We start from the raw sequence: 16,682 nt of genomic DNA, 5'->3' as shown, positions 1-16,682 counted from the left end.
AAGCGTATCATGCTAGCATCACGCACTGGCTCGCAGAGATTAGGTAAGCATTATGAAAATAGCGTGCAACTCTTCGCTAACCTAAACGCCTGCGACTTATCACGACACCTATTTCTCATAAATACCGTCCGGCCGATGAGTCTTGTGCAAGCGTATGAAAAACACCGCCACCCGCGATAAGTTAATTGATACTGGTGCTGAGCTGATTACCCAACAAGGGTATAATGCAACGGGCATTAATGCCGTACTTAACGCCTGCGGCGTGCCCAAGGGGTCGTTTTACCATTACTTTTCCAGTAAGGAAGATTTTGGCCTGGCGGTGATTGAGCGGTTTGCCAACGACTATGATGCTAGTCTGGTCGCTCTGCTTGAAGATCCGATGACACCCCCTCTTGACCGCCTGAAGCGCTACTTTGCCACCAGCCGTGCTTACATGAGCGAGCGCGACCATGCGGCCGGCTGCTTGATCGGCAATTTAGGTCAGGAGATGGCAGGGCAGAGTGTTCGCTTTCGCGAGGCGCTTAATCACGCGTTCCTGCGTTGGGAAGCACGCTTTGCTCACTGCCTGCAGGCAGCCCAGGCCCAGGGGGCTCTCACTCAAGCACTGGACCCGCATCAGTTGGCAAGCTTTATTCTTTCCGGCTGGGAAGGGGCAATTTTGCGTGCCAAGACGCTGAAGTCGGATGCTCCCATGGAAGTGTTTGAAAAGCTGCTGTTCGAGCAGGTGCTGACGTCGCCAGTTGAATGAGCAACCCTTTAAGCCACCGGTTTATTCATATCGATTACTGAGCCAGGAGCCTGCCATGTTCCAAGGGTTTGAAAAGCATTTGCGTTACATAAAGGGTGTTGGTATTGCTTTTCGTATAGGAGGCCACGGCCCCGCGTTACTGCTGCTCCATGGCCACCCGCAAACCCATGTGATCTGGCATAAGGTGGCTGAAACGCTTGCCCAGCACTTCACCGTAATAGCCGCCGACCTGCGCGGCTACGGCGATAGCGGCAAACCCGACGATGACGCCGAGCATCTCAATTATTCAAAGCGCACCATGGCAGCTGATATGGCCGAGCTGATGAGTGATCTGGGGTTCGAGCGCTTCAAAGTGCTGGCGCATGATCGCGGTGCGCGGGTCGCCCACCGCTTGGGTGTTGACTACGCCTCACGCGTTGAGCGTATGGTGCTTCTCGATATTGCGCCGACCCTTGCCATGTACCGCGGCACCAACGAGGCCTTTGCGCGCAGCTATTGGCACTGGTTCTTTCTGATTCGCCCCCAGCCGCTGCCTGAAATGCTAATCAATAGCGCCCCGGCCCAGTACCTGAAAAGTGTGATGGGTGCGCGCAGTGCCGGGATGGCGCCGTTTACTCCGGAAGCGCTGAAGGAATACGAACGCTGCCTGGCACTGCCCGGCACCGCGACCGGCATTTGTGGCGACTACCGCGCCAGCGCCACGATCGACTTAGTCCACGATCAGGCCGATATCGACGCTGGTGTAAAACTTACCTGCCCGCTAAAAGTGATGTGGGGTGCTGAAGGCGCGATTGAAGCCTGCTTTGATGCACTAAGCGAATGGCGCAAGGTGGCGACCCAGGTGGAAGGTAAGGCGCTGCCCTGCGGCCACTATATTGCTGAAGAGATCCCCGAGACGCTGCTAGACGAAGCTCTTCCGTTTCTGCTCAGTGCTGAATAAGCGCTTAACGAGACTTACCAAGACGAAGCGGGTCAAAAACTGGATAATGGGTGGCAATTCGCCGAGGGCTCTGTTTTCAACCGCCCAGGCACACTCATTGCTCTGGATGCCCGCTCATGGAAATCAAAGTCAACTATCTCGATAACCTCCGCCTCGAGGCCAAGTTCGACGACTTCACCGTTATTTCAGACCAGCCGATTCGCTATAAGGGCGACGGCTCGGCGCCTGGCCCGTTTGACTACTTCCTGGCGTCATCCGCCATGTGTGCCGCCTACTTTATGAAGGTGTACTGCAACGCGCGGGATATCCCTACCGAAAACATCCGCCTCTCGCAGAACAATATCGTCGACCCCGAAGACCGCTATAAGCAGATCTTCAAGATTCAGGTCGAGCTTCCCGAAGATATTTCCGAGAAAGATCGCCAGGGCATTCTGCGCTCGATTGATCGCTGCACGGTCAAGAAGGTCGTTCAAACCGGCCCCGAGTTTCAGGTCGAAACCGTCGAGAATATCGATGAGGATTCCCAGGCGCTGTTGATGGGTGCCCCGGAAGGCAGCGAGCGCACCTATATCGAGGGAAAGGATTTACCCCTTGAAGATACCATCGCCAATATAAGCGCGCTGCTGGCTGATCTTGGCATGAAGATCGAGATCGCCTCCTGGCGTAATATCGTGCCTCATGTCTGGTCGCTGCATATTCGCGATGCGGCCTCGCCCATGTGCTTTACCAACGGCAAAGGTGCCACCAAAGAGAGCGCACTGTGCTCGGCGCTGGGCGAGTTTATTGAGCGCTTGAGCTGCAATTTCTTCTACAACGACCAATTCTTCGGTGAAGAAATCGCCAATAGCGACTTCGTGCACTACCCCAATGAGAAGTGGTTTAAGCCCGGGCCCAACGATGAGCTGCCCACTGAAATTCTCGATGAGCACTGCCTGGCGATCTACAACCCGGAAGGCGAGCTGTGCGGCTCGAATCTGGTTGACACCAACTCCGGCAATGAGGCGCGCGGCATTGTCTCGCTGCCCTTTGTGCGTCAGTCGGATGGCGAGACGATCTACTTCCCCTCCAACCTGATCGAAAACCTGTTCTTGAGCAACGGCATGAGCGCGGGCAACACGCTGGTGGAAGCTCAGGTGCAGTGCCTGTCAGAAATTTTCGAGCGAGCGGTCAAACGAGAAATTCTGGAGCAGGAAATGACCCTGCCAGATGTACCGCAAGATGTGCTGGCGAAGTACCCAAATATTGTTGAAGGCATTAAGGCGCTTGAGGCTCAGGGCTTCCCTGTGCTGGTAAAGGACGCCTCCATGGGCGGTCAGTTCCCGGTGATGTGTGTGACCTTGATGAACCCGCGCACCGGCGGCGTGTTCGCCTCCTTCGGCGCCCACCCAAGCTTTGAAGTGGCGATAGAGCGCAGCCTGACCGAGCTTTTACAGGGGCGCAGCTTTGAAGGCCTGAACGATCTGCCGCTGCCAACGTTTAACTCGCAGACCGTGTCCGAGCCCAACAACTTTGTTGAACACTTTATCGACTCCTTTGGTGTGGTTTCCTGGCGCTTCTTCAGTGCCAAGGCGGATTTCGAGTTCAGCGAGTGGGATTTCTCCGGCACCAACGAAGAAGAGGCCGAAACGCTATTCGGTATCTTCGAGGAGTTGGGGGCCGAGGTATACATGGCGGTCCATGAGGATCTCGGTGCGCCGGTGTGCCGTATTCTGGTGCCGGGCTACTCTGAGGTGTATCCGATTGAAGACTTGATCTGGGATAACACCAACAAGGCACTTGATTACCGTGAGGATATTCTCAATCTGCATCAATTAGAGGATGACCAGCTCACCGATTTGGTCGAGCGCCTCGAAGAGAGCCAGATGGATGACCACGTCGATATCACCACCCTGATCGGCATTGAGTTTGATGAAAACACGGTATGGGGCCAGCTCACCATTCTGGAGCTTAAGCTTCTGGTCTACTTGGCGCTTGGCCGTCATGAAGAAGCACTTGATTGCGTACAGATGCTGCTGCAGTACAACGACAACACCGTTGAACGTGGTCTCTTCTACCAGGCGATGAACGCGACGCTGGAAATTGCCCTGGACGACGAGCTTGAAATCGACGACTACCTGCCTAACTTCCAGCGCATGTTTGGCGAAGAGACCATGGCGGCGGTTGTCGGCTCGGTGGAAGGCAGCGCGCGCTTTTACGGTCTGACGCCCACCAACATGCAGCTTGATGGTTTGGAGCGTCATCAACGTTTGATTGAAAGTTACAAGAAGCTTCACGTCGCGCGGGCGGCAAAAGCGGGCGCTTAATCGCCTCCCGTTTTCACTTATTCAATGGAAATGCATGACACCGATGATATTCAGCACTCCCTTGATGACCGCAGCGCTAACGTTCGTATGCACCTAAACAGCAAGCTGGAGAGCTACAGCACGTATTAAACGGGAGTAGTTTTAAAACGCTGTGGGGGTAGCTCACAGCGTTTTTTTAGCGTGCAATAAAGCGTCAAAGCGAGAGAAAAAACAGAATCAAAGGGGGCGAGAGCAGCGAAAGAATAAACCCGCTAACCACCGCGATGGGCACGCAGGCGACGCCGCCGTGCTGTTGAATTACAGGCAGGGTAAAGTCCATTGACGTGGCACCGCCGTAGCCAATGGCAAGGGCGGTGTGGCGGTGGATCACTAGCGGAATCAAAATAAACGCCAGAAGTTCCCGGGAAAGGTCGTTAAAAAACGCCACGCCGCCCATTAGCGGCCCTAGCTGGTCGCCAATTAAAATGGCTGAAAGCGAATACCAGCCGAAGCCAGACGCCATGGCGAGTCCTTCATTCCAGCTAAGCGAGAGCAAGGGGGCGGCAGCCAATCCCGCCAGTAGCGAGCTAACGGCCAGCGTTATCGCAATAGCAAGCCCTAGCCGGTTGAGCAGAATTTGCTTAAGCGGCATGCCGGAGTTGCGTAGCTGACAGCCGATCAGTACTAGCAACGCGTAAAGTACCCATTCAGCTAACAGGTCTGCGGCGGTAAAAAGCGTCTCGCCTAGCCTTGGGCCCAGCAGCAGGCCTGTTATAACGCCGCCCACCACTACTGCTAGCAAGAGTAACGAGCCTTGCATGGCGGCCAGCTTACTGGTCGGTGCGTTTTTAACGACAGGTGAATCCCCCGTTTGTAGGGCTACCCGGCGAGACAGCCACCATAAAGCGGCCAGGTTAAACGCCGTGGTAATACTAAACAGCAGCAATGCATTGCCCCCCAGCCGCGAAAGCTGGCTGGTTAGATTTTCAAGCCCGGCAAGACTTACCCCCATGAAGAGCAAAATAAGATAAACCGAGCCGCTAACGGCACGGTTGATCAATTGCTGGAGGTAAGGAGAGTGAATGCGTAATAAATAGCCCACTATCAGAGGCAGAAGAACAATCAATAATCCAGACAGCATGTAGGGTGTGGCGCCTTAAGGGTTAAATTGAGTAAGCCTGATGCGGGTTTGGCGGCGACCCTCTTTTTGATAATCCGCCGAGACAATCAGGCCGGGCCAGTCTGGGTGAAAGTTGATTTCCAGATGGCGGTCGGGTTTTTCGATATCCGTCAAAATGACCTGCTGTACCTCAAACTCACCAGCGGGCACGTTGACGATGTGTGTGGCTGGTGTGGCGTAGTACTGGAGGTGCTCATCTCGGCCGCGGTGGTCAACAAAATCGAGATCACAGGGTGCGCTTTGTGTACATGTTTCATGGCCTGCACGCCGAGAGAGATCAACCAGCGCGGCTTGACGATCAAGTGCTGCAATATCGCTATCGGTTAATCGATAGCTGTCGCCTACGCCCAGAAGCGAGTAGCTGCTGCTAAAAAGCAGTGAACGGACGGCGTCATCAGCCACTGAAAAGCGGCTGTACTCCTGACCGCTGACTATGGCCAATGAAAAGCGCATATCGCTTAGCCAATGCTGGCCTTCCTGGCTGAGCGTATGGGTAATCGTTGCACTGGGCCAGTTGCGGGTTTCCAGCCGGTATTGCGCTTCAAATGGCACTATGTCTGCAAGAGTGCTGGCGGCTTCTTCGCTTGCATTGACTGGTACAGCGCTGAGTAATAGCCAAGCGGTGCACAGTCGTATACAAGCCGATACAACATTTAAACGGGCGAGTCGCATCCTGATTCTCCTTATGAGCAAGCAGTCCCCGCTAGCTAGCGCTGTTTGCAAATAAACCCAATAAGCTGAGTCGTCTTGGGTTCAAAGACCTGCTTGCATATCTGTCATGCATTTCCATGGCCTGGCATATATTTCGAGCGCCTTTAGTGGGTATCTTAACATTTGATGCGCACGTGATGCGGTCGGTGTATCACTATGAAAGAAGCGCCACCCGTTGCGTGCAGACAGCGGCGCCCATGCTGGTTTTAACGGACTTAGTATCCTTGTGTGGGGTTAACCGTAGGCAGGTCTTCACCCGCCTCAAAGGCATGCAGGTAGGCAATGACCTGGTCAATCGCATCGTTCACCGGGGTGGGCGCTGCCATGTGGGGGGTGACGATGACGCGGGGGTGCTGCCATAAGGGGTTTTTAGCGGGCAGCGGCTCTTCACAAAAAACATCCAACAACGCGCCGCGCAAGTGGCCTGGCGTAGCGTTATCACCCAGTGCCTCAAGAAGCGCCTGTTCATCAATCAAGCTGCCTCGGCCTGGGTTGATCACGCTGGCGCCCTTGGGTAGTTTGGCGAGCCGCTCGGCGTTAAGAATACTCCGTATGGCGGGGGTATCGGGCAGGATAGTCACCACGCTCTGCACTTGGCCAAGAAGCTCGTCCAGTCCTTCCTCACCATGTAGGCACTGTACACCTGTGATGGTTTTGGGTGAACGACTCCAGCCCAGCACAGGAAATCCCGCTTGCTGCAAGACGCTGGCAACCTGCGACCCGATAGCGCCCAGGCCGAGTACACCTACTGGCCAATCAGCTTTATCTACCAAGCGTTGCGGCTGCCATTCAGCGTTGGCTTGCTGAGCGGTGTAACGGTCCATACTGCGGTAAAAATGTAAGACGCCATACAGTACGTAGTCGGCCATTGGCTCGCTCATGCCCGCATCGCGCAGCTTCACGATGGGGACATTGGCGGGCAGCCCTGGCGTGCCGAGTAAGTAATCTACTCCTGCGCCCAGGTTGATGATGCCTTTAAGCCGAGTCTGCTCTTTCAAGAGATACGCAGGGGCTTTCCATACCGCAAGATAGTCAGCATCTTGTCGTGCCTCTTCGGGAGCGTCGCTGGTCACGACCGTTGCGTTAGGAAGCGCTTTGGAAAGGGCGTCGCGCCATTGAGTGGCATCATCGGTGTGCACAACAATCTTCATTTCGGCTCCTGCGTGGTGAATGGGTGTCTCTCACTCTATTTATTTATCATGGGGAGGTTGTCTGCACGCTGCAAGTCGTAACATGCCACGGCGTTTGGCCTACATTGATCTCCGTGTGGTGGAGAGCTACCGGGATGGCCGTACATGGGAGCATTTTCGCCAGCTGGTTGAAAACAAACTTGAAAATAAGCCGTTGATTGGCCCCGATGATCGCGCGGTGCTGAAGCTTTTGCGTGGCCGGTTAAGAGAGCCGGCAACATGAGTTAAATAAAGGCTTTGACCCGCAACCACGGGGTGGTGCTAGTATCGGGCTAAGACGACATTGGCAAGCCTTCCATGGCGGTAGCCTGGTCGCCCTTGTGCCCCGTTGCTTGGCGTAAAAAACGCGCACCGGTTCTTGGTGATCTTTGATGGTGAGTTGCCCGATGACTCAGGTTTCCCTGCCCTTCACGCGTGAAGAGTATGCACAGCGCTTGTGGAAGGTGCGTGCTGAAATGGCCGGCCGCGGCATTGATGTATTGATCGTCAGTGATCCGTCGAATATGGCATGGCTGACCGGCTACGACGGCTGGTCATTCTACGTCCACCAATGTGTACTGGTTGGCCTGGAAGGCGAGCCGGTATGGTTTGGGCGTCGTATGGACGCTAACGGCGCGCTGCGCACCTGTTGGATTGACCCCGTTAATATTACTTATTATCCGGATTACTACGTTCAAAATCCGGATATGCACCCGATGGATTATCTGGCGCAGTCGATCCTGCCTGATCGCGGCTGGCATACCGGCGTAGTGGGTATGGAGATGGATAACTACTATTTCACCGCCAAAGCCTACCAGAGCCTGCTACGCGAGCTGCCCCACGCGCGCTTTATTGACGCCAATGCGCTGGTGAACTGGTGCCGGGCAATCAAGTCGCCTCAGGAAATCGCCTATATGCGCATTGCCGGCAAGATTGTTGAAGGCATGCACTCGCGTATTCTGGAAGTCATCGAACCGGGGCTTCCCAAAAGCAAGCTGGTCTCGGAAATTTACCGGGTGGGGATAGAAGGCTTTTTCGATGAAAATGGGAAAGTGTATGGCGGCGATTACCCCGCCATTGTCCCCATGCTGCCAACCGGTAAAGATGCCGCTGCTCCACACTTGACCTGGGACGATACGCCGTTTCGTGAAGGCGAGGGCACGTTCTTTGAGATTGCCGGAGTATTCAAGCGCTATCACGCGCCCATGTCGCGCACCGTATTTCTGGGACGACCGCCGACCGACTTTATTCGCGCTGAATCAGCCCTTCTGGAAGGTATCGAAAACGGCCTGGACGTTGCTAAGCCGGGAAATAGAACGGCGGATATCGCCATGGCGCTGGGGGCGGCGATGGATAAATACGGTTTTGACCGCGGTGGCGCACGCTGCGGTTACCCTATCGGTATTTCGTACCCACCGGACTGGGGCGAGCGCACCATGAGTTTGCGTCCTTCGGATGAGACCATCCTGCAACCCGGTATGACCTTTCATTTTATGCCTGGGCTTTGGGTGGAGGATTGGGGGCTGGAAATTACCGAAAGCATCCTGATTACTGAAACAGGCTGCGAGACGCTGGCCAACTTTCCACGGCAGTTATTTGTTAAATGATGATAAGTCGTTAAAGAATAAGCCGTTATAACTGATTAAGGAGTCGTTATGACCCTGCGACCAAGCCCGATTTCCGCGACTGTCGACTTTGATGCTGACGGCGTGCAGCACGGTTTTTTAAAGCTGCCCATCTCCACCGATATCTCGGCCTGGGGGGCGGTAATGATCCCGATTACCGTGGTGAAAAATGGCGAAGGCCCCACAGCGCTATTAACCGGGGGCAACCATGGCGATGAATACGAGGGGATTACTTCGCTGCTCAAGCTTGCCAATGCGCTCACCGCAGAGGACGTCAGTGGGCGGGTGATTATTGTGCCGTGCATGAATACGCCCGCCGTTATGGCCGGCAAGCGGACATCGCCGATGGATAAGGGCAATCTTAACCGCAGTTTCCCCGGTGACCCCAACGGCAGCGTAACGCTGCAAATTGCCGACTACTTTACCCGCGTTTTGGTGCCCATGAGCGATGTGGTACTGGACCTACACTCCGGTGGCCGCACGCTGGATATTCTGCCGTTTGGTGCTTCTCATGTGCTGGATGATAAAGCCCAGCAACAGGCCGCGCTGGAAGGCGCCAAAGCGTTTGGTGCGCCTTACGCCATGGTGATGTTTGAGCTGGATGCCGAAAAACTCTTCGATACTGCTTGCGAGCGCCAAGGCAAGGTGTTTGTGGCCACAGAGCTTGGCGGTGGTGGCACCTCCACGCCACAAAGTATGGCGATTACCGAGCGCGGCGTACGTAACTTTCTGACCCATTACGGCCTGCTAGAGGGCGAGGTGGATATGCCGCAAGGCGGCCAGGTCTATCTCGATATGCCTGACGCCAGCTGCTACGTACAGAGCCAGCACTCCGGCGTACTTGAGCTTTGCGTGGCGCTGGGCGATGCCGTGACCAAAGGGCAGGTGTTGGCTTACGTGTACGATATGACCCGTACCGGTAGCGAGCCGGTTGCCTACCGCGCCGAACGCGATGGCATTTTGATGGCCCGGCGCGCCCCGGCCCTGGTCAATATGGGGGACACCATTGCGGTGATTGCCGATGTCGTCGACCGCCTGGAGGCATAGCCCAAGGCATGATAAAACTCGACCGTTTTGATCTTAAAATTCTCGATATCCTTTCCCGTGATGGGCGGATCACCAAATCCAAACTGGCCGAGGCGATTAATCTCTCGGTCAGCCCCTGCTGGGAGCGGGTTAAACGCCTGGAAAAAGCCGGGGTCATCCAGGGCTATACCGCGCGCATCAATGCCGATGTACTGGTGCCGCGCAACCCTGTGTGGGTGCAAATTGAGCTTACAGCCCACAACGCCGCAAGCTTTGCGCGCTTTGAAGCTTTGGTCATGGATACGCCAGAGGTCACCGAATGTGTCGCCGTCGGCGGTGGGGTTGATTATCTGGTGAAGTTTGAAGCTCGCACGATTGATAGCTACCAGCGGCTCATGGATAAGTGGCTGGTGTCTGAGGCGGGCATTGAGCGTTACTTCACCTATATCGTGACCAAAACGGTTAAGCGTCAGCCGATGGGTATTGATGTTGACAACGTTCTTTAACGGCGTTTCTTGGCCCTCACGCGTTCCCTCCAAAAAAACACGCTGCTAAACGTCCATAGACAAAAAAAGTCGCACGATAAGCCCTGGTTTTCAAAAACACTTCGTGCGTCTTCTCCCTTACGCTAGGCACATCGAAAGGATCGGCCAAAAGCCGATCTCTTCAATCGTCAACGTGTAACGGTTTGTCGCCGGTTAATGGCTTCAGCCAGGGGAGGTGCCCATGACCACACTATCGACCACGCTGGTGAAACGGCTAGAAGATCCGCGCCTGTTTCGCCAGTACGCTTATGTGAATGGCAAGTGGACGCATGGGGAAGGTGGCCGTGAAGAAGCGGTGTATGACCCGGCAACCAACGAAGCGATCGGGCATATCCCTTTACTTGAAGCCGAGCAGATTACCGTGGCGGTGGATGCCGCTGAGGCAGCCTTTGTTCACTGGCGCGCACTGCGTGTCGATGAACGCTGCGAGCGCTTGCTGGCCTGGTACGATTTGATTCAGGCCAACCGCGAAGACCTGGCGACCATCATGACCCTGGAGCAGGGCAAACCGCTGCCCGATGCGCGGGGCGAAGTAGAGTACGGAGCAAGTTTCGTGCGCTGGTTTGCGGAAGAGGGTAAGCGCACTTATGGGGAAACGATCCCCAGCCATATTCCTAATGCCTCGCTGGGGACTATTAAAGAGCCAGTTGGCATTGCCGCGATGATTACGCCGTGGAATTTTCCGCTGGCCATGATTACCCGTAAAGCGGCGGCCGCGCTGGCTGCTGGCTGCCCGGTGATTGTGAAACCGGCCAATGAAACGCCTTTTTCAGCGCTGGCGCTGGCAGAATTAGCCGAGCGGGCAGGCATACCGGACGGTATCTTTAACGTTGTTTTGGGTGAGCCTGCCGAGGTTTCAAAAATACTGTGCAGCGAGCCACGCATCCGGGCGCTGTCGTTTACCGGCTCCACCCGCGTTGGCCGCCTGTTAATGGAGCAAAGTGCGGGAACTGTTAAGCGCCTTTCACTGGAGTTGGGCGGTAATGCGCCGTTTATCGTCGGGCCGGATATGGACCCCAAAGAGGCGGCTTACGCGGCGGTAGATGCCAAGTTTCAAACGGCAGGGCAGGACTGTTTGGCGGCCAACCGGATTCTGGTGCACGAATCCATTCATGACGCCTTTGTTGAGCAGTTTACCGAGCGCATGGCGGCATTAACCGTCGGCAATGGTTTGCAGGGCGAGATCGATCTTGGCCCGCTGATTCACCGCCAGGCGGTAGAGAAGGCCGCCTCGATTGTCGATGACGCGATTTCTCGGGGCGCCACGCTGGTGATGGGAGACCAGAACCAAGCGCCGGGCGAAAACTTCTTTATGCCGGTGCTATTAACAGGCGTAACGCCACAAATGAAAGTCTGGCGGGAAGAGAGCTTTGCCCCCGTGGCCGGGATCACCGCTTATTCGAGCGACGAAGAAGTTATTGAGCTTGCCAATGATACTGAGTATGGCTTGGCGGCCTATGTGTATACCCATGATATCCGCCGGATCTGGAAGCTGATGCGTGCGCTGGAGTACGGCATGGTCAGTGTAAACTCCGTCAAGATGACCGGCCCACCGGTACCCTTTGGCGGCGTGAAGCAGTCTGGCCTTGGCCGTGAGGGCGGCGCCACCGGTATCGACGAGTATCTCGAAACCAAGTATTACTGCTTAGGCGCGCTGGGTTCTGTATCAGGGAGCTAGAGTAGATAGTTTCGCAGTAGAGGCTAGTTAGGCGCTAAGCGAACCGTCTTTTTCAGGGCCGAAACATGCTCCATTCAGTTTCGGCATTCCCGCCATCCATGGCGGTCAGTGAAAAAGCCGAGCGCCCAGGGATGGGTTTACAGCGTGTTCGCGTGTGACTAACCAGCCGTGAAGCCCGCAATATTTCAAATTCCTTCCCGCTGATCGGGGAGGTTTATCGTACAGAGAGAACGTTATGAGCCAACATCAGGATCTGATCGAACGCGACCGCAAAGTCACTTTTCACGCCTCTACCCACCTGCGTGACTTCGCCCATGGCGATGCGCCGGGCCGTGTGATTACCGGCGGTAAAGGTATCAATATTGTCGATAAGGATGGCCGCGAATTTATCGACGGCTTTGCCGGGCTTTACTGCGTTAATATCGGTTATGGCCGCACGGAAATTGCCGAAGCCATTTACAAGCAGGCGATGGAGCTCTCTTACTACCACACCTATGTCGGCCACTCGAACGAGCCGCAGATCGCGCTTTCTGAGCGTATTCTGAAAATCGCTGGCATGAACATGTCCAAGGTCTACTACGGCATGTCGGGCAGTGACGCTAATGAAACCCAGCTGAAAATTGTGCGTTACTACAACAACGTACTTGGCCGCCCGCAGAAGAAAAAAGTCATCTCGCGTATGCGCGGCTACCACGGTTCGGGCATTGCTTCTGGTTCCTTGACCGGTCTTAAGGCGTTTCATGACCACTTTGACCTGCCAATTGATACCATCCGGCATACTGAAGCGCCGCACTACTACCTGCGTGCCGCCGAGCAGCATGGCATGACCGAGCTTGAGTTTTCCTCCTTCTGTGCCGACAAGCTGGAAGCGATGATCCTCGAAGAAGGCCCGGATACGGTGGCGGCGTTTATCGGCGAGCCGGTATTGGGCACAGGCGGTATCGTACCGCCGCCCGAAGGTTACTGGGATGCGATTCAGGCGGTATTGGCCAAGTACGATGTGCTGTTGATTGCCGATGAAGTGGTATGTGGCTTTGGGCGTACCGGCTCTGATTTTGGTAGCCACCATTACAACATGAAGCCGGACCTGGTCACGATTGCCAAAGGCCTGACCAGCGCCTATCAGCCGCTTTCTGGCGTGATTGTGGGTGAAAAAGTATGGCAAGTGCTTGAGCAGGGCACTGGCGAGTTTGGCCCAATCGGTCACGGTTGGACCTACTCTGGCCACGCGCTGGGCTGTGCCGCCGGTATTGCCAACCTGGATATCATCGAGCGTGAAAACCTGGTGGGCAACGCGGCTGAAACCGGTGCCTACTTCCAAGCGCAGCTTAAGGCCACGTTTGAAGGCCATCCGCTCTTGGGGGATGTACGCGGTGTTGGCTTAATGGCCGCGCTTGAGTTCTCACCGGATGCCAAGCAGCGCCTGCACTTTGACCCTGCCCTCAAAGTAGGACCGCGAGTGGCCGCCGCCGCCATGGAAGAGAACCTGATTGCTCGCGCCATGCCCCAAGGCGACATTCTAGGTTTTGCGCCTCCGCTGACCATTAACCGCGCAGAAGTTGATGACGTGATTGGCCGTGCCAAGCGCGCCATTGACCGGGTAACCGATGAACTTACCCGCTCAGGAGATTTAAAAGCGGGCCATCAGGAAGCTGCGTTGACGATTTAATGAAAAGACGCTGATCTGGTAACGCCGCTGCTTGCTTATGCAGCGGCGTTTTTGTTTTTGGGGTGGGAAGCTATGCTACTAAATACAGTGACGGTGAACGGATACATTAGGAGTGGCTATGCAACCGGTATTGGCTTTCGATGTATATGGCACGCTGATTGATACCCAAGGCGTTACGGCGGAACTCGAACGGCGACTTAGCGATGCCTCTAACGCAGAAGAATTTGCCAAGCGCTGGCGGGAAAAGCAGCTTGAGTACAGCTTTCGGCATGCCTTAATGGGCGCTTATGTGCCTTTTTCAGAATGCACGAGAGAAGCTCTGGTGTTTACCAGCCGCGCGCTGCAAGCAGGTCTTTCTGACAATGACCACGATCACCTCATGGATGTATATGCAGAGCTTCCAGCCTTCCCGGATGTGGTGGATGCGCTTGATCAGTTGCGTGATGCGGGCATTCGTTGCGTGGCGTTTTCCAATGGCACGACGGAGGCGGTAACCCAGTTACTGGTACGTGCCGGTGTAGAAAGCCACATGGATGCGGTGATCAGCGTGGATGATATCAAGCGCTTTAAGCCAGACCCGGCGGTATATAGCTATCTTCGCTCACAGCTGGAAGCGCGCCCTGAGCATACCTGGTTAATTTCAAGCAACGCCTTTGATGTGATTGGTGCAACCCATGCCGGGCTGCGAAGTGCCTGGGTGCGGCGTCATTCCGATGCGCCCTTTGACCCCTGGGGCATTGAACCTGATATGACGGTGCCTGACTTGGAGGCCTTGGCCGAGCGTATTATTCGCCAGGTTGTTAACCGATAAGAACAAGCCGCATAATGACGTACGATTCATATATCAGGACGCGATCATGTCAGAGAAAATTTACTGTATTGCTGGCTTCAAACCCAAACCAGGCAAAGAAGAAGCGGTATTCAAAGCGCTTCAGTCGCTGGAGCCAAACACACACCGGGAAGATGCCTGCATTCACTACACGGTGACCCGCCAGATCGATAATCCCTTCGCTCAAGGCACCAGTTACCCGATTGTATTCCATGAAATCTGGGCGAGCCGTGAGGAGTTTGAAGCACATTGTCAGCGTAAAGAGATCCAGGACTTCTTTGCCAAGCACGTTGAATCACCGGATGGCGATATCGAAGATGCCAACGTATGCGTGTATACCGATGAACCGTGGAATTTTGATGCCCCCAAGGTATAACCCCAGCGTGTAGAATGGGTCCACGACACCGATAAACGCGGAGCAACCATGACCGAAAAAAAAATGAACGTTGAAAGCTTTAACCTGGACCATACCAAGGTTAAAGCGCCTTATGTACGTCTTGCTGATATCAAACAGGGCCAGAACGGCGACCAGATTCATAAATATGATCTGCGTATCTGCCAGCCAAACAAAGAGCACATGGAGATGCCAGCGCTGCATTCTCTTGAGCACTTGATGGCTGAACTATCGCGTAATCATACCGATAAAGTGGTCGATATCAGCCCGATGGGCTGCCAAACCGGCTTTTATATCGCGATGATCAATCACGATAACTACGACGACGTGTTAACCATCATTGAGCAAACGCTGAACGACGTTCTGGTGGCCACTGAAGTGCCTGCCTGTAACGAAATGCAGTGCGGCTGGGCCGCGAGCCACAGCCTGGAAGGCGCCCAGAAGCTCGCCCGTGACCTGCTTGCCAAGCGTGGCGAATGGACGCAAGTGTTTGCATAAAACGGCCTTTTCAAACCGTTTTTAAGACCGTTCGTTTGACGCCGCTGCAGAGAAAACAAGAACGCCTTCTTCACGGAGGCGTTTTTGTTTGAGCGTTTCTTATAGCCGCGTATCAGCAGCCAGTTGCTCAATAGAGCGGGCGACGTCCTGAGCGTCGTGGAGAATCTTGTTCACAATCGCATCAATTTCGCTAACCCTGGATTGCCCGGCTTTGCTTTGTTGAATGACCTGTTGCATGGCTTCGGTGGTGCGTTCGACAAGGTTACTGTTGTCTTTTAGCACTTGGGAAATTTGTGCCACGGCTTCGCTGGACCCTTTAGCCAGTTGGCGTACCTCGTTAGCCACCACGGCAAAGCCGCGCCCTTGTTCACCTGCGCGGGCGGCTTCAACCGCGGCGTTAAGAGAAAGCAGGTTGGTTTGGCTGGCTATTTTGGCAATAGAGGCAGTAATCGCATGAATGCTTTGCGACTGTTTATGCAGGGCCTCTACAAGCTCTTGTGCCTGGGCCAGCGTTTGAGCGGCTTGCTCTGAGCCTTTTACCATCTCATCCAAGTGGTCGAGGCTATCTTTAGCGGTACGTTCAATTTGTGACGTGCTGGTTTGGGCGGAGCCAATCGTTCCCGTTGTCGCATTGGCTTTGTCGACCAGTTGGGTGATGTCTGCTGCGAATTTTACTACCTCGGTCACATTGCCATCTTCATCTTTAACAGGATTGTAGGTGGCTTCTAGCCAGATGCTTTGGCCATTTTTAGTGATGCGCTCAAAGCGGCCTTTGGTAAAATCCCCTTGGGCCAAGCGCTCCCAAAAATCAGGATTGTTACGATAGAAGTCAGGTGGGCAAAACATACGGTGGTGTTGACCAATAATATCTTTTTGTTGATACCCCATCGCGGCTTCAAAGTTTTTATTGGCTTCGAGTATTTCCCCTTGAGGGGTAAACTCAATGACGGCCATCGAGTCATTGAGCGCCTTTAGCACGGCCTTTTGCCGTTGAGATTCTTGATGACGCTGGGTGACATCATTCGCTACTTTCAGGATTTCCGTCACACGGCCTCGAAAATTTCGTATAGGCACATACGTCGCCTCTAACCAGACTTCTTCACCGTTCGCACGTACGCGACAAAAACGACCCTGACGGCTATCCCCTGCCGCTAATGAGTGCCAGAACTGTTGATACTCGGCACTGCTGACTTCCTGCTCATCACAAAACATGCGGTGATGCTTACCCTTTATATCGTCTAGTTGATAGCCCATCGACTCAAGAAATGGCGGGCTGGCATCCTTAATAATGCCCTGAGGCGTAAATCGAATACACGACGTATGGCGTTTTAAGGCGAGGTAGAGAGGGGCATTAAAAAAGCTTATACGCATTTTTTTGCCTTCTATAT

The 16,682-nt window shown here is 54.6% G+C and carries 16 protein-coding genes; 12 read left to right on the top strand and 4 right to left on the bottom strand.

The features are described 5' to 3' along the window. The first annotated feature begins 154 nt into the window (after positions 1-154). The 3 genes from ACT3TJ_RS02320 to ACT3TJ_RS02310 all read left to right on the top strand — a co-directional run bounded on the left by ACT3TJ_RS02320 (position 155) and on the right by ACT3TJ_RS02310 (position 3,991). Complete coding sequence (locus tag ACT3TJ_RS02320) at positions 155-748, top strand: TetR family transcriptional regulator C-terminal domain-containing protein (RefSeq protein ID WP_444627673.1); 594 nt, start codon at positions 155-157, stop codon at positions 746-748. 55 nt (positions 749-803) lie between these two features. After that, positions 804-1,688: an alpha/beta fold hydrolase gene (locus ACT3TJ_RS02315; RefSeq protein ID WP_444665438.1), complete on the top strand. Its 885-nt coding sequence runs from the start codon at positions 804-806 to the stop codon at positions 1,686-1,688. Positions 1,689-1,804: 116 nt separating this feature from the next. Next, the gene (locus ACT3TJ_RS02310) at positions 1,805-3,991 is read left to right on the top strand and encodes an OsmC domain/YcaO domain-containing protein (RefSeq protein WP_444665437.1); all 2,187 of its coding nucleotides are present in this window, start codon (positions 1,805-1,807) and stop codon (positions 3,989-3,991) included. A 193-nt stretch (positions 3,992-4,184) separates the two neighbouring features. On the opposite strand, the gene ACT3TJ_RS02305 is transcribed toward ACT3TJ_RS02310, so the two are convergent. From ACT3TJ_RS02305 to ACT3TJ_RS02295, 3 genes are all read right to left on the bottom strand, one after another. Continuing rightward, on the bottom strand, positions 4,185-5,111 hold the full coding sequence (locus ACT3TJ_RS02305; RefSeq protein ID WP_193057167.1) for a lysine exporter LysO family protein: 927 nt from the start codon (positions 5,109-5,111) through the stop codon (positions 4,185-4,187). 15 nt (positions 5,112-5,126) lie between these two features. Then, positions 5,127-5,822, bottom strand: coding sequence for a hypothetical protein (locus tag ACT3TJ_RS02300; RefSeq protein ID WP_193057168.1), 696 nt, complete (start codon positions 5,820-5,822; stop codon positions 5,127-5,129). A gap of 254 nt (positions 5,823-6,076) precedes the next feature. Continuing rightward, positions 6,077-7,012 (bottom strand): 2-hydroxyacid dehydrogenase, encoded by a 936-nt coding sequence (locus tag ACT3TJ_RS02295; protein ID WP_193057169.1) that lies wholly within the window; start codon positions 7,010-7,012, stop codon positions 6,077-6,079. Positions 7,013-7,094: 82 nt separating this feature from the next. Here ACT3TJ_RS02295 and ACT3TJ_RS02290 point away from each other — a divergent pair, with 82 nt between their 5' ends. The 9 genes from ACT3TJ_RS02290 to ACT3TJ_RS02250 all read left to right on the top strand — a co-directional run bounded on the left by ACT3TJ_RS02290 (position 7,095) and on the right by ACT3TJ_RS02250 (position 15,294). Beyond that, positions 7,095-7,274, top strand: coding sequence for a hypothetical protein (locus ACT3TJ_RS02290; RefSeq protein WP_193057170.1), 180 nt, complete (start codon positions 7,095-7,097; stop codon positions 7,272-7,274). A 163-nt stretch (positions 7,275-7,437) separates the two neighbouring features. Beyond that, positions 7,438-8,637, top strand: coding sequence for an ectoine hydrolase DoeA (gene doeA / locus ACT3TJ_RS02285; RefSeq protein ID WP_172117472.1), 1,200 nt, complete (start codon positions 7,438-7,440; stop codon positions 8,635-8,637). Between the two features lie 48 nt (positions 8,638-8,685). Next, on the top strand, positions 8,686-9,702 hold the full coding sequence (gene doeB, locus ACT3TJ_RS02280) for a N(2)-acetyl-L-2,4-diaminobutanoate deacetylase DoeB (RefSeq protein ID WP_193057171.1): 1,017 nt from the start codon (positions 8,686-8,688) through the stop codon (positions 9,700-9,702). A gap of 8 nt (positions 9,703-9,710) precedes the next feature. Continuing rightward, positions 9,711-10,187 carry an Lrp/AsnC family transcriptional regulator gene (locus ACT3TJ_RS02275; protein ID WP_193057172.1) on the top strand — a complete coding sequence of 159 codons (477 nt, stop codon included), beginning with the start codon at positions 9,711-9,713 and terminating at the stop codon, positions 10,185-10,187. A 220-nt stretch (positions 10,188-10,407) separates the two neighbouring features. Further along, a complete protein-coding gene (locus ACT3TJ_RS02270) occupies positions 10,408-11,904 on the top strand; it encodes an NAD-dependent succinate-semialdehyde dehydrogenase (RefSeq protein WP_193057173.1) in 1,497 nt (498 codons plus the stop codon). Between the two features lie 235 nt (positions 11,905-12,139). Then, positions 12,140-13,573, top strand: a complete 1,434-nt coding sequence (locus ACT3TJ_RS02265; protein ID WP_193054442.1) for an aspartate aminotransferase family protein — start codon at positions 12,140-12,142, stop codon at positions 13,571-13,573. Between the two features lie 118 nt (positions 13,574-13,691). Continuing rightward, complete coding sequence (locus ACT3TJ_RS02260) at positions 13,692-14,384, top strand: haloacid dehalogenase type II (protein ID WP_193057174.1); 693 nt, start codon at positions 13,692-13,694, stop codon at positions 14,382-14,384. Positions 14,385-14,430: 46 nt separating this feature from the next. Beyond that, entirely contained in the window at positions 14,431-14,778 is a 348-nt protein-coding gene (locus tag ACT3TJ_RS02255; protein ID WP_087111984.1) for a putative quinol monooxygenase, read from the top strand. Between the two features lie 48 nt (positions 14,779-14,826). Next, the gene (locus tag ACT3TJ_RS02250; RefSeq protein WP_193054445.1) at positions 14,827-15,294 is read left to right on the top strand and encodes an S-ribosylhomocysteine lyase; all 468 of its coding nucleotides are present in this window, start codon (positions 14,827-14,829) and stop codon (positions 15,292-15,294) included. 99 nt (positions 15,295-15,393) lie between these two features. Here the strand turns inward: ACT3TJ_RS02250 and ACT3TJ_RS02245 are convergent, their stop codons facing one another. Next, positions 15,394-16,665 (bottom strand): methyl-accepting chemotaxis protein, encoded by a 1,272-nt coding sequence (locus ACT3TJ_RS02245; RefSeq protein ID WP_444621539.1) that lies wholly within the window; start codon positions 16,663-16,665, stop codon positions 15,394-15,396. Positions 16,666-16,682 lie beyond the last annotated feature (17 nt).

The sequence above is a fragment of the Halomonas sp. AOP30-A1-24 genome (assembly GCF_052378165.1).
GTDB classification, from domain to species: Bacteria; Pseudomonadota; Gammaproteobacteria; order Pseudomonadales; family Halomonadaceae; genus Vreelandella; species Vreelandella citrativorans.
Note: the sequence above shows the minus strand (reverse complement) of the source record. Positions and strands in the feature narration are given on the sequence as shown.